This is a genomic window from Halobacteriovorax sp. ZH5_bin.2 (assembly GCF_043196375.1).
GTDB lineage: Bacteria > Bdellovibrionota > Bacteriovoracia > Bacteriovoracales > Bacteriovoracaceae > Halobacteriovorax_A.
The window spans coordinates 158,037-172,691 of the sequence record NZ_JBEBMJ010000005.1 but is presented as its reverse complement, the minus strand read 5'-3'; the positions used below and the strand labels follow the sequence as shown (position 1 = coordinate 172,691).

At 37.6% G+C, this 14,655-nt stretch carries 16 protein-coding genes and 1 pseudogene; 9 read left to right on the top strand and 8 right to left on the bottom strand.

All coding sequences use genetic code 11. The annotated features are described in order from the left end of the window. Positions 1-627, bottom strand: a pseudogene (locus tag ABMA76_RS13490) (hypothetical protein); the annotation flags it as partial. 181 nt (positions 628-808) lie between these two features. Between ABMA76_RS13490 and ABMA76_RS13485 the strand changes: the two are divergent. Next, entirely contained in the window at positions 809-1,255 is a 447-nt protein-coding gene (locus ABMA76_RS13485; RefSeq protein WP_392957784.1) for a MerC domain-containing protein, read from the top strand. Here the strand turns inward: ABMA76_RS13485 and ABMA76_RS13480 are convergent. Then, positions 1,252-2,313 carry a tRNA-dihydrouridine synthase family protein gene (locus ABMA76_RS13480; RefSeq protein WP_392911876.1) on the bottom strand — a complete coding sequence of 354 codons (1,062 nt, stop codon included), beginning with the start codon at positions 2,311-2,313 and terminating at the stop codon, positions 1,252-1,254. The genes ABMA76_RS13485 and ABMA76_RS13480 overlap by 4 nt on opposite strands. Continuing rightward, entirely contained in the window at positions 2,268-2,975 is a 708-nt protein-coding gene (locus tag ABMA76_RS13475; RefSeq protein WP_392911874.1) for a TatD family hydrolase, read from the bottom strand. Before ABMA76_RS13475 ends, ABMA76_RS13480 begins: the two co-directional genes overlap by 46 nt. A gap of 140 nt (positions 2,976-3,115) precedes the next feature. Between ABMA76_RS13475 and rpsP the strand changes: the two genes are divergently transcribed. The 3 genes from rpsP (at position 3,116) to ABMA76_RS13460 (ending at position 4,138) form a co-directional block, all read left to right on the top strand. Further along, positions 3,116-3,364 carry a 30S ribosomal protein S16 gene (gene rpsP / locus ABMA76_RS13470; RefSeq protein ID WP_021267155.1) on the top strand — a complete coding sequence of 83 codons (249 nt, stop codon included), beginning with the start codon at positions 3,116-3,118 and terminating at the stop codon, positions 3,362-3,364. Between the two features lie 58 nt (positions 3,365-3,422). Next, positions 3,423-3,662 carry a KH domain-containing protein gene (locus ABMA76_RS13465; protein WP_021267274.1) on the top strand — a complete coding sequence of 80 codons (240 nt, stop codon included), beginning with the start codon at positions 3,423-3,425 and terminating at the stop codon, positions 3,660-3,662. An 89-nt stretch (positions 3,663-3,751) separates the two neighbouring features. Next, complete coding sequence (locus tag ABMA76_RS13460; protein WP_392911872.1) at positions 3,752-4,138, top strand: response regulator; 387 nt, start codon at positions 3,752-3,754, stop codon at positions 4,136-4,138. A 3-nt stretch (positions 4,139-4,141) separates the two neighbouring features. Here ABMA76_RS13460 and ABMA76_RS13455 read toward each other — a convergent pair whose 3' ends face one another. Beyond that, positions 4,142-4,348 carry a twin-arginine translocase TatA/TatE family subunit gene (locus tag ABMA76_RS13455; RefSeq protein ID WP_392911870.1) on the bottom strand — a complete coding sequence of 69 codons (207 nt, stop codon included), beginning with the start codon at positions 4,346-4,348 and terminating at the stop codon, positions 4,142-4,144. A gap of 22 nt (positions 4,349-4,370) precedes the next feature. Beyond that, positions 4,371-4,940 (bottom strand): preQ(1) synthase, encoded by a 570-nt coding sequence (gene queF, locus ABMA76_RS13450; protein WP_392911868.1) that lies wholly within the window; start codon positions 4,938-4,940, stop codon positions 4,371-4,373. Positions 4,941-5,004: 64 nt separating this feature from the next. Between queF and hemH the strand changes: the two genes are divergently transcribed. Beyond that, positions 5,005-7,437 (top strand): ferrochelatase, encoded by a 2,433-nt coding sequence (gene hemH / locus ABMA76_RS13445; RefSeq protein WP_392911866.1) that lies wholly within the window; start codon positions 5,005-5,007, stop codon positions 7,435-7,437. A 100-nt stretch (positions 7,438-7,537) separates the two neighbouring features. Here hemH and bfr read toward each other — a convergent pair whose 3' ends face one another. From bfr to ABMA76_RS13430, 3 genes are all read right to left on the bottom strand, one after another. Then, a complete protein-coding gene (gene bfr, locus ABMA76_RS13440) occupies positions 7,538-8,020 on the bottom strand; it encodes a bacterioferritin (protein ID WP_393061841.1) in 483 nt (160 codons plus the stop codon). A gap of 67 nt (positions 8,021-8,087) precedes the next feature. Beyond that, a complete protein-coding gene (locus ABMA76_RS13435) occupies positions 8,088-8,312 on the bottom strand; it encodes a bacterioferritin-associated ferredoxin (RefSeq protein WP_392911864.1) in 225 nt (74 codons plus the stop codon). 96 nt (positions 8,313-8,408) lie between these two features. Next, positions 8,409-9,272, bottom strand: a complete 864-nt coding sequence (locus tag ABMA76_RS13430) for a RimK family alpha-L-glutamate ligase (protein ID WP_393061839.1) — start codon at positions 9,270-9,272, stop codon at positions 8,409-8,411. Positions 9,273-9,359: 87 nt separating this feature from the next. On the opposite strand from ABMA76_RS13430, the gene ABMA76_RS13425 reads away from it, so the two are divergent. The 4 genes from ABMA76_RS13425 (at position 9,360) to ABMA76_RS13410 (ending at position 14,622) form a co-directional block, all read left to right on the top strand. Beyond that, complete coding sequence (locus ABMA76_RS13425; protein WP_392957781.1) at positions 9,360-10,502, top strand: M14 family zinc carboxypeptidase; 1,143 nt, start codon at positions 9,360-9,362, stop codon at positions 10,500-10,502. Between the two features lie 103 nt (positions 10,503-10,605). Then, entirely contained in the window at positions 10,606-11,520 is a 915-nt protein-coding gene (gene speB, locus ABMA76_RS13420; protein WP_392911860.1) for an agmatinase, read from the top strand. Between the two features lie 21 nt (positions 11,521-11,541). Continuing rightward, positions 11,542-13,455: a biosynthetic arginine decarboxylase gene (gene speA / locus ABMA76_RS13415; RefSeq protein WP_392911858.1), complete on the top strand. Its 1,914-nt coding sequence runs from the start codon at positions 11,542-11,544 to the stop codon at positions 13,453-13,455. A 108-nt stretch (positions 13,456-13,563) separates the two neighbouring features. Next, the gene (locus tag ABMA76_RS13410) at positions 13,564-14,622 is read left to right on the top strand and encodes a hypothetical protein (protein ID WP_392911856.1); all 1,059 of its coding nucleotides are present in this window, start codon (positions 13,564-13,566) and stop codon (positions 14,620-14,622) included. The last annotated feature ends 33 nt before the right edge of the window (positions 14,623-14,655 follow it).

The following is a 14,655-nucleotide window of genomic DNA, read 5'->3' as shown; positions in this document are numbered from 1 at the left end:
AGTCTTTTTGGCCGTTTTCTTAGCCACTTTCTTTGCAGTCTTCTTGGCCGTTTTCTTAGCTACTTTCTTAGCAGTTTTTTTGGCCACTTTCTTTTCTACTTTTTTAGCTACTTTCTTCGTCGCTTTCTTGACGACTTTCTTTGCTTCTTTTTTAGCGTCTTGGGCTTTCTTCGTTAGGTCATTTGCCACTTTCTTGGTTGTTCGCTTAACTTCCTCAACGGCTTCTTCAACATCGTCTGAAACCTCTTTTGCAGCTTTTGCCATTTTGTTAATTGCCTTCTTTGTCGACTTCTTAACATTTTGATAAGTTTCAATATGCCCAATGGCCTCAAGCTCTTTTTCGATCAGCTTATCGTATTCTGCTAGAACTTTAATTGGGTCTTTTCCAAGACGATCTAGTTCTTGTTGGAGCTCTTCTAAGAATTTCTCAACCTTATGTTTCTGTACATTTACTTTGTCGTAGCGAAAGCGAAAGAGAGCATATAGCTCGTCGTATTTCTCACTACCTTCATCCTGGATTCTTTCTAACAGGTGTCTACACTTCTTCACAATCTCATCACTTGACGATGTAAGTGCATGCTTGGCCTGTTTGTTCTTCTTTTTTAAAAAATCGTCTAAACCACTCATTTTTTCCCCCTGTAGCAAGATTATCTTGATACACGTAAATAATATTACGTTACAAGTGTATCGTATTAGAAAGTATTTTCAACACTTTAATGATGGTAATTTTTTAATAATTACTTGCTTTGAGTCACAGAATTCTCTATATATACATATATCAATCAATTGGACGCTTATGGACAACAAAATGGAAGAAGTTAAAACAGCTAAATATGATGAATCAGCGGATCGCGCAGGACTGCTCGTTTCTGTCTTATGTTGCCTACATTGCATGGCAATTCCATTACTGATTATCTTTGTTCCGTCCCTTGCCACTTTTTTTGAAAATCCACTGATTCATAGTCTCGCTATTCTCATTATTGTTCCTGTTGGTCTTTATGCTTTTATCAAGAACCTAAAAGTTCACAATGATAAGAGACCACTTTTTATTGGTATTCTTGGGATGGCCGCTATTTTAGTTGGTCACTTTAATCAATACTTCTTGGCCGAACACGCTGGTCATATGCACATGCACAGTCACTCTCATGCAATTGGGACTGTTGAAGTTGTCGCTTCAATCATTGGTGGTCTAGCTCTTATAGCTGCGCACTTACTGAATATTAAGCTTTGCCGTTGTAACCACTGCGAACACTAGTAACGTAGATTCGTTCTTTTCGAAATTTTTAAGGAAGAGTTATTCATATAGAGATCAATAGCATCGCTATATTCTTGCGCGCTTTCTAGTCCAAAAACTTTTTTTGTAAAACTATGGCCAAAGTTAAGCCATACATGCCCAACTTTTAAAAAGAAGCGAATGCGCTTTAGTGCGGCCTTTGGTTCATAATACTTGAAGCATGCATTGATATAGGCTTTCACAAATTCACCATAGTAGCGAGCATGAAGGTGAGGGTCTTCGCTTAGAAATTGTTTTTGGAATTCATCGAGCTCATATCCTTGATCTGCCGCAAATTGTGTTATTAGCCAAGGCTTCGCCGTTAAAGAGCGTCCTAGCATAACTGCTTGGCAGCCTGTTTCATTTAACATTTGAGCAATGTCACCATGATCTTGGATATCTCCATTACCAATAATTGGAAGATCGATACTTTCCTGTAAGAATTTGATTTGCTCCCAGTCTGCAACACCCTTTCTTTTTTGGGCCGCTAGTCTTGGGTGTAAAATGAGCCAGTCTGCACCAGCTTCCTTAAGGGCACAACAAAAGTCCAAAAGAAAGTTCTTATCATTTTGATGACCGGCCCTAAGTTTCACTGAGACAGGAACCGTAGCATGTCTTTTAACCATCTCAACAACACTTGCTGCATACTTTGTGTCGCCCATTAAAGAAACACCGTAATTATGCTTTAGGGCCTTCTTCACAGGGCAGCCCATATTGATATCAATAGCGTTGGCTCCCCAGGCCTCTAGCTTTGGGATCGCCTTTTCAATATATCTTTCTTCATTGCAGAGTATTTGTGGGTAGAGTCCATAGTCATTTTCGCTTTTTAACGTTTCTGGTGTCTCCCCAAGAATCTGCTCAGGTAGCCTTCTTGAGTTTAGCATTTCTGTGGCCCACAAGGTTTTTACATCCTTTGGGAAGTATGGCCTGAGGGCATCTCTAAGAGCAACATGTGAAAGGCCAACCATAGGAGCAAGAAGTGCTCTAAACTCGATTAAGTCGTTAAATTTTTGCCAAGAAGGCGTCTGAGGTTGTGCCAAATTTGTTCCTTTAGATCTGCTAAATCGAGCTCTTGTCTTTTCGCGAATTCTCGATAGATATCTGAAATTTCAAGATCACGACGGTCATCAGTTTCAAAGAAGATATACTCTAAGTCCACTTTATTATTCAAGATGGTGCTGCTAATTTTTGCATTAGACGACTCGTAGAAGCGGGGACCAAGGCCAGTATACACTCTACGTTCATGACAGTCGTTCATATCTTTGATTGTTCCATTAAAATCATGAAGAACCCATGCTGTATGGCCCGGATAAGATTTATGAAGGCGAAATATCTCAGACAGACATCTTACATTATGAATTATAAGAGGCTTGTTTAGTTCATTGGCCAATTCAATATGCCACCTAAAGACTTTTTCTTGTGTCGCTAAATCACTACCGATAGCGCGATCAAGGCCGGCCTCTCCAACCATAAGACATGATTCCATACGACATAGCTTCTTAACTTCCTCAAAGCTATTGAGGGCCTCTTTAAGCCTCCATGGGTGAACTCCAGCGCTAAAGTATTGGCCTTCTTTAGGTAAGTCATTGATTTGCGGTGAATAGGAATAAATGCGCAAATCCTCAATAGGAGCTGTTTTGCTCGGCCCTGAATGGCCGTGAAGGTCGATAAATTTTGCACTTTCGCTTTCTTTGCTTGTCATATGGCATATATTTTAATACATTACGTTTCTAATTAAAAATTTGAAAAAAGATATTGCTTATCTTTTTAAAATCAATTATTTATTTAGGAATTATTTAATATATTTATTATAAGCGTTACAAATTGATGTAGGAGTACTTAATGTTAACAATTAGATTACAACGCGGTGGTAGAACTCACATGCCTATTTACACAATCGTTGCAGCTGACTCAAGAAATGCAAGAGACGGAAAATTCAGCGAGAAATTAGGTCAATATAACCCACAACTTAAAGAAAATAACCTTATCGATATCAAAGCTGAGAGAATCTCTGAGCTACTTGGTAAAGGTGCTACAATTTCTGATACTGTAAGAACACTTCTAAAGAAGAACAAAGTTACTCTTAACTAGTAATTTTTGTTTTTCGTTTAAAAAAGCATAAACGGCATTTTTGTAGAAGGAGTTCATGATGAGTGAGTTAAAAGACTTAATCGATACAGTTAGTCGCGCATTAGTTGATATGCCAGAGCAAGTAGAAGTAAACGAGATTGTTGGAGAACAAACAACAGTTATCGAACTTAAGGTTGATAAAACTGACCTTGGTAAAGTTATTGGGAAGCAAGGGAAAACAGCTCGCGCACTAAGAACTATTCTTAATGCTGCTTCAACAAAGTTGAAAAAAAGATCTGTTTTAGAAATTATAGAATAATTTACTTGAATCAACAAATATTGTGTTTTAAAAAGACCTATCGAAAGATAGGTTTTTTTATTTTTGTTTAAACAAAAGAGAGCATATATATGATTGAATCAATGTCTATTTCACCAAATCCAGAAGTAAAACGTATTCTATTGGTTGATGACCAAATTGAAATTTTAGAGCTTTTACAAGATGCTTTACAGATGGAAGGATACGAGGTTGATGCTTGTGCAAATGCAAGTGCTGCCTTAAGTGCTCTAGGTGAACATACGTATTCGCATGTTATCTCGGATTACCAAATGCCAGAAGTGAATGGGATGGAGCTTGCCTCGCAAGCAAAGGGAGTTCTAAAAGAGAAGATGCCTCCTTTTATTCTTGCAACTGGTGATTGTTCGATTAATTCTGATACGATTAAGGGCAAAGGTGTTAGTGGAATTCTACCAAAACCATTTACCCTTAAGCAGGTAATAACTGTTCTACAAAATTAGAATCTAGCTATTCTTATTTACGTTCTTTGTTTGGTCTTCGATTTTGCTGGCAGTATTAGTATTGTCCTGCTGATCTTCTTCCTTAAGTCCATGCTTAAAGCCTGTAATGGCCTTTCCTAGAGACTTACCAAGTTCTGGAAGTTTCTTACCTCCAAATAGTAGAATAATGATAGCTAGGATAATTAAACTTTCTGTAATTCCAAGGCTCATATTTTCCTCATTTCAAGCTAAATTAATAAATTTTAGATAAGTCCATTGTATACTTACCTGGAGCATATTCGCTAAATCTTTTTGCACGAATATCCTTATAAATCTTCTTATTGTTGGAATTTGAGGCATATGGGTAGATACAAATCCCACCTCTAGGTGTGAATTCACCAATAACTTCAACGTATTTTGGCTTCATAAGCTTTGTTAAATCGTCACAAATTTTTTGCACACAATCTTCGTGGAAGTCACCATGATTTCTAAAGCTGAATAGGTATAGCTTTAAAGACTTAGACTCAACCATCTTTTTATCTGCAATATAATTAATGTAGATACGAGCAAAGTCTGGCTGACCTGTTTTTGGGCATAAAGATGTGAACTCTGTGCACACAAATGTCGTCCAAGCATCACTTCCTGGATTCTTATTGTCAAAGGCCTCTAGAACCTCTGGAGCATATGTGTCAGGGTATTCTGTATTTGCTGAACCGAGTGCAAATGCATCTAGTTCTTTTACATTTCTTCCTTTAGGTGATTGTTTAGCTTTTGACTTTGTTTTCGTTTTGGTTTGTTTAGTAGCTTTTTTCGATGCTGACATTTATCGACTCTCTTGAATTATTTTGATAGGTTATATTTACTTAATTTAACACTATCAAGGAACAATGGCAATGCGTCATGATCATTTAACATTTCCAGCTGGTAAAAAAGGTGGGCACAAGGTTACTAAAGTTGTTCTTGTTCAACTTGGATCTCCCGAGTCTCCGTCAACATCGGATGTACGAAAATACTTAAAAGAATTCTTGGCCGATCCGCGAGTCGTGGACATTGATCCAAGACTTTGGAAAATCATTTTAAATCTCTTTGTTCTCCCATTTAGGCCAAAGAGGTCAGCTGCATTATATAAAAGAATTTGGGAAGGAAGTGAGTTTCCATTAACGAGAATTACTCGCGAGTTTACTCATCGAGTGAATGGGTTGACTCCTGAGCATATTGAAGTCGAACATGCCTTCTTACTTTGTGGGCCTAGAGTTGCTGACGTTTATGCAAAGTGGGAAAAAGAGCTTGATGAGAGAAAAGATCCAGCTCAAAAGTTAATTGTCATACCGATGTTTCCGCAATATTCGGAATCAACAATTGCCAGTGGAATTGATTTCTTTGGAAAACTTTTAGAGACGAAAGTTAGAATTCCAAACTTTGAAGTGATTACAAATTTTCACCGTCTCCATGCTTTTATTGATAACTCAATTGCAAAAATTAATGAGAAGCTTGCCAATGAAAGCATTGATGAATTAGTGATCTCTTTTCATGGAATCCCAAAGAGGAGAGTTATCTATAAGAAAGATCCATACTATCAGCACTGCTTTGAAACTTTCGAGCTTATCAAGCAAGGTGTGGTTGGAATTGAGTCAGATAAAATTCATATGACTTACCAATCTCGCTTTGGAAGTGAAGAGTGGTTAACTCCATATACAGATGAGTACACTGTGAATCTTGCAAAAGGTGGCGCAAAGAATATTGCCGTTTATTGCCCGGCCTTCGTTGCTGATTGCTTAGAAACTATTGATGAAATTGGAACTGAGCTACAAGAAGAAGTTGAAGAGTATGGTACTCACATTCATGCGATTAAATGCTTGAATGATGATGAAAATTGGGCCAAAGGCTTTGCTAATTACGTTGAAACACTTTGTGAAAACCCAAAAGATGTTGAAAAAATAGAGTATCAATTAGAAGAGGAAAAATACATGGATATGCCAAAGCAAACAATGGAATCAGAGCCATTAAGTGATAATGCTAAGAAGTCGCTTAAGATCGTCTTTCTAACATTATTCTTAGACCTGGTGGGATTCTCGATTATCTTCCCACTATTCCCGGCACTTGCTAAGTATTACTTAACTGTTGATGCTGATAATGTTTTCTTAAAAGCTATCTTTGGCTCTATCGATACACTAACTCAAGCTGGAGGAGCAAGTAACTTCTCGGCCATCGTACTCTTTGGTGGTGCGCTTGGAGCACTTTATTCATTATTACAATTTGTTGCCGCACCAATTTGGGGTACAATATCAGATCGTATCGGAAGAAAGCCAGTTCTGCTAGTTTCAGTCTTCGGTCTGTTTATCAGTTATGTTCTTTGGGCCGTTGCAGGTAATTTTACGATCCTAATTATTGCTCGCTTTATTGGCGGGATCATGGGTGGAAATATCTCGACAGCAACTGCTGTTGTGGCCGATGTGACAACTAATAAGAACCGCTCAAAAGGGATGGCCACTATTGGTATTGCCTTCGCGCTAGGATTCATCATTGGGCCAGCAATGGGTGGGATTTTATCTCTATTTGATCTAACTAAGATCTACCCTGTACTTGCTGATTACGGCGTGAATCCATTTTCGATGGCCGCAATTGTGGCAGGTGTTCTTTCACTATTTAATTTAATCAACTTATTTAATAAATTTGATGAAACTCTTCCTGAGGATAAGCGTGGAAAGCATGAGAGTGAGAGAAGTGCAAACCCGATTACGCTTTTTAAACCACTTCCATATAAAGGTGTTAACCTAACAAACTTTGGTTACTTCTTATTCCTACTAGCATTTAGTGGGATGGAATTTACGCTAACTTTCCTTGCAGCTGAAAGATTAAGTTACTCATCAATGGATAACGCTTATATGTTTATCTTTATTGGACTTATCTTAGCACTTGTTCAAGGTGGATATGTTCGCCGTAAGGCCCATACAGTAGGTGAGAAGCGTATGGCACTTCAAGGTCTTGTGACAATTATTCCTGGCCTTGTTCTCATTGGCCTAGCTGAATCTTCTTGGCTCGTATATGCTGGTCTCTTTTTCTTAGCTGTTGGATCATCTCTAGTAATCCCATGCTTAACTTCACTTGTTTCGATGTATTCACCGGCACAAAGTCAGGGGCATGTTATTGGTGTCTTTAGATCCCTTGGAGCATTAGCAAGAGTTATTGGGCCAATCGTGGCATCTCTTGTTTACTGGCGCTACAATTCAGCAGCACCATATTATCTTGGAAGTATCTTTTTGATTATTCCAATTCTTATGATTGCAAGACTTCCAAAACCAATCGAAGAAAAAGCGTAGTCTGCTCCGGCTCCTGCCTCCCGCAGACATACCGTACATCCTGTACATAAAAAAAAGCCTCGCTAAGCGAGGCTTTTTTGTCTTTTATTTAAACTAGGGACTAGTGTCCAGTTTTCATTTCAATTTGTGATTGCATGTAATTTTCAATACCAACTTTTTCAATAAGTGATAGTTGAGTCTCAAGCCAGTCGACATGCTCTTCTTCTGAGTCTAGGATCTTAGATAAAAGATCACGAGAAACGTAATCTTGCTTCTTTTCACAAAGCTCAATTGCTTCTTTTAACAATGGTACAGTTTCAGCTTCTGTTTCAAGGTCTGCTTCGATAATTTCTTTTACATTCTGACCAATTCTAATTCTCTCAAGCTTTTGAAGATTAGGTAGTCCTTCTAAGAAGAGAATTCTCTTAATAACTTCATCAGCGTACTTCATCTCATCGATACTTGCTTTATATTCAAGATGGCCGATCTTATCGAGTCCCCAGTCCTCAAGCATTCTTGCATGAAGAAAGTATTGGTTAATGGCCGTTAATTCTTTTGTAAGAACACTATTTAATGCTTTGATTACGTCTTGATCACCTTTCATGATTAATCCCTTTCAATAATTAATTATGGATTAATGCTATAGAAGATTGGGATGTGTTTCAAGGATTTTATTTTTTGACTGTAGTTAAGTTATTCTTAACTTCACTGGCCTGCTCTTTCTGATTAGCTTTAAGGTTTTTCTTCGCAAGGCCTGCAGAAACTTGTTCTAATAAGCAAACACCACATGAGTTACCGATACCAAGGCTATTGATAACCTCTTTCTCTGTTTGTCCCTGCTTGATTGCATTATCGAGCATATCTTGTGTAATGGCGTTACATATACAAATATACATTAACTTGTCTCCTCATTTGATCTTATCGTCAAAAGTTTCAATAATCAAACAAAAAGTTGACACGTGATAAATATATTTGGTTTCTAAAATGTGATTTCAGTTATTTATGACTTTCATCGTAAAGAGCTGTGCCATGGTCATTTGATACTTTGAGGTGAGGAGTAGTTCGTCACTATGGGCCATTCCAGGGCATCCGTTGACTTCGATTAGACGAAAGCCGCCTACTTGTTCCTCCAAGATATCAATACTGATGAAGTAGAAGTCGAGACTTTCTGCAACTGTGTGTGCGATGGAAAGTACTTGTTGTGGTGTCTTGTCTTCTTGGATAATTTCACAGCTACTAGAAGCAAAATTTAGAATATGAAAATCATTTTGTGAATTCTTTGGTAATTTTCTAATAATGAGTTTTTCTACTTTCTTTGAAGATATGCCCTTGAATAGCAGAACTCGCCATTCAGACTTCAATTCAATATAGGGCTGGATGATATAGTTGAGATCTCCTTTATCAATTAACTTCTTTCGATCATTAATGATATCTGTTGATGGATAGACACCCTTGGCCTGCTGACCTCGCGTTGTTTTGATAATCCATTTATTTTGCTTGCTGGCGTAGATAGGGGCCTGCTTAAGTGAATAGGTTTCAATTAGTTGAGATAGACCAAGCACCTCTTTAAACAATAACCACTGTTCAAACTTATCCCTTAGTATACGTGAACAAGTAAGAGGATTAATGATTTTTTGTCTGTCGAGTATGGCCAATTTTTCAAGGTCATCATCATTATAGTTCAATCCTGTGTTACGATTGATTACAACATCGGCCCAGGCCAACTCCTGGTTAGTTACGGAGTAAGGATCAGAGTATCGGCACGAATGAGTCGCTTCTGTGATCGCTGCTTCGAGTTGAGTACAGGCATAAAGCCTTGGGTTGGTTGTCAAAATGAGTAAGTTTTGGCTTTTCATATTGCGTAATATCTCACTAAAATATTGAATATCTATAAATTATATATGATATTATAACACTATATTAATTTGGCCTTAATGGTAGCTATGAATCGATTCTCAAAATTTAATTACACAATTCTATTTTCTTTATTTATCGTTTTACTTTCTTGTTCTGGTGTTGAGGTTATTGAAAATAACCAACATGGACATGAGACATCAAGTGCACCAGAAGTTGGCCAGCAAGGTGAAGTCGCAAGAAAAAGAATTGAGCATCCTAAGAAGGAAGCAGTCAGTAAAAATTTAGATTTCACAGATCACTCTCATAAGAATGAATTTTCAACTGTTGAAAATACAAAGCGTGTTAAGTCATTTTGTGGCGATATTGATAAGAAATTCAATAAGTATGGATGGGGGAAGTCTCACTGTGAGTCTTATAAATGGATTCACGTTAGAGACACGCACCAAGGCCGTCCAATTATGTGGACAGTTTTTGGGGATGAGGAAGAACACAAGCAAGAGCCTAAGAATATGACTTTAGTTCTATGTGGTGTTCATGGTGACGAAATCACTCCTATCAAGTTTTGTTTCGATATTTTACACCACCTTTATCATGAGGTTGCTACGATTGAAGGACAAAAGAAGCTAAAGGATAATCTTGTTGCCGTTGCCCCAATTGTCTCTCCAGACTCATTCTTTAAGAGAAGGCCAACGAGAACAAACTCACGTGGAATTGATCCTAATAGAAATTTTCCGACTAGGGATTGGGAGAAGAAGGCCCTACACTTATGGAAGACTCGCTATGGAGCTGCCAAGCGTAGGTATCCTGGAAAGGTTGCAAACTCAGAACAAGAGACGATCTTTCAAGTGAATATTATCTCACGTTATAACCCAAATAAGATTATTACAGTTCACGCCCCATTAACGATTCTCGACTATGATGGGCCAGTGGTTTCTAATCATATTCATGAAGAGGATGGGCTTGCGCTAAAGGCCGAAGAACTTCTTAATACAATGAGTAAGAAGGCCAATGGATATCGTGTGAAGAACTATCCTTTCTTTCCTGGTAGTTTAGGAAACTATGCTGGCAATGAGAGAAAGATACCAACTTATACACTTGAGCTTCCTTCAAGTGATAACCGCAATCATAAGAAGTATTGGAAGATGTTTCGTGAGTCAATTGACTTCGCAGTTTTCCATGCTCCAATGACTCGTACTGAAGTTACGGCCAGAAAGAATCAGATTGATTAAAGTTTAGTCATTTTAGTGACTTAAAAGCAATTTTGGGCCACTTTTTTACACTTTCATATCAATTTAAATTGACTCAAATTCCATTAGGATTTATTAGTAGCCTATGGAAAAGAACTTATGGAAATTAGCGGGCCTAGAGGCCCCACAGACGCCTTACGATATGGCAATTGTTACTGACGAAGTAAGACCTCATAGTGTTAATCTTGTTGGTTTTGGCTTTGATGGAACTGCATGTTTCAGAAAAGGGACACGCTTAGGGCCAGATGCTTTAAGAGAAGTTTCCGATGGTATCGAAACTTATTCACCATATCTTGATCTTTCTACAGAAGATTGCACTTTCTACGATCTTGGAAACCTTCCGGTTGCGGATCAACAGGAGGAGAGTTGGAAGGTTGCGACAGCTTGTTTCGAAGAGAATTTTGATCACATTAATTTAAAAGAAAACGATATTAAAATTATGACTCTTGGTGGAGAGCATTCAATTTCTTATGCTCCAATTAAAAAGTATCTTCATGACTTTGAAGACCTTGTTTTAATTCATCTAGATGCGCATGCTGATCTTCGTGATGGTTATCTTGGTTACCACTACTCACATGCTTCAATTATTAAGCGAAGCCTTGATCACTTTGGGCCAAAGCATAGTCTTATTCAATATGGAATTCGCTCTGGTACGAAAGAAGAATATGAGTATATGAATGAGAATGGAACAATTGCAAAGTCTCGCGCAGAGTTCTTAGAGCGAGTTCGTGCGATCCCTGCTGATCGTCCGGTATATTTAACTCTTGATCTGGACTACTTTGATCCAAGCTTCTTTCCAGGAACTGGAACACCAGAGCCAGGTGGAGAAGACTTTCATTCATTTATTAGTTTTGTAAAAATCCTACTAGAAAAGAATATAGTAGGTTGTGATATTGTTGAGCTAGCTCCAGAGATTGACTCGTCTGGGAATAGTTCTGTTTTTGCTGCGAAAGTTGTAAGGGAGATGATCTTACTTCTAACGAGCAAAACGAAGTCTTAGTAAGAAAAGGAAATTTAAGAAATGACAAATGAGACTTGGACAATTCAAGATTCTGACCGCCTCTACAACGTAAGTAAGTGGAGTAATGGTTATTTTAAGATCGAAGAAAATGGACAACTTAAAGCGACTCCAAACCCTAATAAGAATGTTGGAATCGTTATTAATGACGTTATTGAAGAAGCAAAAGAACAAGGAATTCAACTTCCTTTAGTAATTCGTTTTCATGATATTTTACGCTCACAAGTAAAGCTTTTAAATAATACCTTTCAAAAAGTAATTGATGATGAAGATTATCGTGGGAAGTTCTTTGGTGTTTACCCTGTAAAGGTAAACCAGATGAGAGAAGTAGTTGAAGAAATTGTTGATGCTGGTTCTCGCTACAACTACGGGCTTGAAGCTGGTTCTAAACCTGAGCTTCTTTCGGCCCTTGCCTATAATAATAACGCCGACTCTCTTACAGTTTTAAATGGCTATAAAGATCGCGACTATCTAAAGCTTGCTATTCTTGGTGCAAAGCTTGGGCGAAAGGTTTTTGTTGTTATTGAAAAATTCTCTGAGCTTCGTATGCTTGTTGAACTAGGTAAGGAACATGGGGTTATTCCATTTATTGGAATTCGTGGCCGCATGTCTGTTAAGGGCCGTGGGAAATGGGAGTCAAGTGGTGGTGATAAAGCGAAGTTTGGTTTAACGACTTCAGAAATTATCCTAGCGATTGAGTTCCTAAAAAAGCATGACCGCTTGGATATGTTAAAGCTTTTTCACTTTCATATTGGATCTCAAATTACTGATATTCGCTCGATTAAAGAAGCAATTGAAGAGGGCTCTCGTATCTATTGTAAGATGCAAAAGATTGGAGCTCCTCTGCAGTACTTTGATGTTGGTGGTGGACTTGGTGTTGACTACGACGGGACGAATTCGACAAACGATTCATCAATTAATTATTCAATTACAGATTATATTACAGATATCGTTTACGGACTAAAGTCTGTATGTGATTTAGAGGGTGTTGAGCATCCACATATTATTACTGAGAGTGGGCGCGCAATCACGGCACACCACAGTTGTGTTATCACTAATATTATCGGTGAAATTGATAATACAAAGATTGAGTTTTCAACTAAGCAAGAAACCGGCGAGCATAATCTTGTTACAGAAATGAGGCAAGTTGGTGAGGTTTTAGAGAAAACGAAGAACTGGCAAGAAGCATACAATGACGCTTTAAAAATTAAGACTGATTCAATTCATGCTTTTAAGCTTGGGATTCTTGAGCTTGAGGAACGTGCGAAAATTGAGACAATGCACCTGCGTATTCTTAAAGAAATTAATTCACTAGTTCCTGAAGAAGATTTTCAATCGGAACTAATGCAGGACCTTGAAAATACGCTAAGTGGCCAATACCTTTGTAACTTTTCAGTTTTCCAATCTGCATGTGATAGTTGGGCCATTGAACAGGTACTTCCTGTTGTTCCACTAACACGTCTTAACGAAAAGCCTCTTAAGAGATCAACTCTTGCAGATATTACTTGTGATAGTGATGGGAAGATAGACCGCTTCTATGATCCAGATGAAGGTTTCAAAAAGACAATTGCGGTTCATCAACTTAATGAAGGTGAGGAGTATCGCATTGGAATTTTCCTAACTGGAGCCTATCAAGATGTAATGGGTGATATGCATAATCTCTTTGGACGTGTTAACGAAGTTCACGTTTATGCAGATAGTGACGATCCAAAGGGCTTTTATATTGAAGAGACTGTTGAAGGAAATTCTGCACGTCAGGTTCTTTCAACAATGCAGTACAACCCGGAGTTTATGGCATTCAAAGTAAAACGCTATATTGATCGCCAGGTATCGCGTGGAAGAATCCGTCCTCGTGATGGTGTGTCTCTTGTAGACTTCTATGAAGATTGTCTCAAAAGCTATACTTACTTAAAATAAAACTGTCATAAGTTGTTTAAAATTATCGGTCTCTGATAATTGACTTACTTACTTTAGTGTTTGATAATTATTGTATTATTAAAAGAAAGTTTGTCAGGGATCGATAACATGTCTTTAAAAATTGAAAAGAATTCAATCAAACCACCAAAACAACCAAAATCACCAACTTCAAAATCGAATTACATCATTATATGCGCACTATCTTTAATGACACATGGTGTTCTCATCTATAATTGGCTAATTACAAGAAGCTTATACAATCTCATTTTTATGGTTGTAGCAGGTGTTCTTGCCATCGTTGCTATCATTCCTATGATTAAAGAGTATTACGCAAAAATGCGTCTTTTTAATGATAGTGAATTATTTCGCCTGGAAGTTGAAAGGCTGACAAATGAAATTAAAGAATTAAAAGATAGTAAGAAGTCACTTCAAATCAAGCTCTCACAAGAAATGGAAGCGGTTGAGAGTCAAAAAGAGCAAATCTCTCAATTTGAATTAATAAATATTGAACTTCAAAATACGATGGATGATATTAAGGACCAACTTCTTGTGATCAATGATGGGCACAAGGGAATGGGGCCTATTGTTGATTCAGTTAATGAGTTAAGAGAAAGAGCTCTTGAGTTCATTAAGGAGCTGCCAAAGCAAAGTGATGCTAAGATTGAAACAGAAGAAGGGGATTCTAAATTTCAGGAAACTTTTGAAAAGTTTATGAATGAATTCCAAGATATGAAAGATATTATCTTTCAACTTAAGACATTAAGCTTTCGTGTTGATGTTCAAGCAAGCTTACTCAATGATTCTGAAATGACTCAGAGTAGTAGTGAACTCGAAGGCCTAAGCCGTAATCTTGCAAAATTCTTCAATAATGTAATTGGCCTACTTTCAAATCTTGAAGAAACTTACCGTGGAAATCAGGATCAACTAATTGAAAAACTATCTATGTGCCGTGATGAGATTGATTCTTACTTAGATTCAAAACAAGATATTGCTTGTGAGATTGAAGAAGTTAGAGGACAAATTGAGGCGGCAAGTGAAATTATGGCAACTAAAATGGATTTAGTTGAAGAAACAATTGGCCGTGATGATGACTCTGAACTAATTGAAGAAAATACTGTAATTTCAGCAACTAATCACACATCTCAAGAATCTCAGATTATTCAATAATCGAAATATTAAAATAATTTAAGCATTTACCGA

Coding starts and splice junctions, on each gene's coding strand:
- ABMA76_RS13485 (WP_392957784.1), top strand. CDS start 809: ATGGAAGAAGTTAAAACAGCTAAATATGATGAATCAGCGGATCGCGCA.
- ABMA76_RS13475 (WP_392911874.1), bottom strand. CDS start 2,975: ATGACAAGCAAAGAAAGCGAAAGTGCAAAATTTATCGACCTTCACGGC.
- rpsP (WP_021267155.1), top strand. CDS start 3,116: ATGTTAACAATTAGATTACAACGCGGTGGTAGAACTCACATGCCTATT.
- ABMA76_RS13465 (WP_021267274.1), top strand. CDS start 3,423: ATGAGTGAGTTAAAAGACTTAATCGATACAGTTAGTCGCGCATTAGTT.
- ABMA76_RS13460 (WP_392911872.1), top strand. CDS start 3,752: ATGATTGAATCAATGTCTATTTCACCAAATCCAGAAGTAAAACGTATT.
- ABMA76_RS13455 (WP_392911870.1), bottom strand. CDS start 4,348: ATGAGCCTTGGAATTACAGAAAGTTTAATTATCCTAGCTATCATTATT.
- queF (WP_392911868.1), bottom strand. CDS start 4,940: ATGTCAGCATCGAAAAAAGCTACTAAACAAACCAAAACGAAAACAAAG.
- hemH (WP_392911866.1), top strand. CDS start 5,005: ATGGCAATGCGTCATGATCATTTAACATTTCCAGCTGGTAAAAAAGGT.
- bfr (WP_393061841.1), bottom strand. CDS start 8,020: ATGAAAGGTGATCAAGACGTAATCAAAGCATTAAATAGTGTTCTTACA.
- ABMA76_RS13435 (WP_392911864.1), bottom strand. CDS start 8,312: ATGTATATTTGTATATGTAACGCCATTACACAAGATATGCTCGATAAT.
- ABMA76_RS13430 (WP_393061839.1), bottom strand. CDS start 9,272: ATGAAAAGCCAAAACTTACTCATTTTGACAACCAACCCAAGGCTTTAT.
- ABMA76_RS13425 (WP_392957781.1), top strand. CDS start 9,360: ATGAATCGATTCTCAAAATTTAATTACACAATTCTATTTTCTTTATTT.
- speB (WP_392911860.1), top strand. CDS start 10,606: ATGGAAAAGAACTTATGGAAATTAGCGGGCCTAGAGGCCCCACAGACG.
- speA (WP_392911858.1), top strand. CDS start 11,542: ATGACAAATGAGACTTGGACAATTCAAGATTCTGACCGCCTCTACAAC.
- ABMA76_RS13410 (WP_392911856.1), top strand. CDS start 13,564: ATGTCTTTAAAAATTGAAAAGAATTCAATCAAACCACCAAAACAACCA.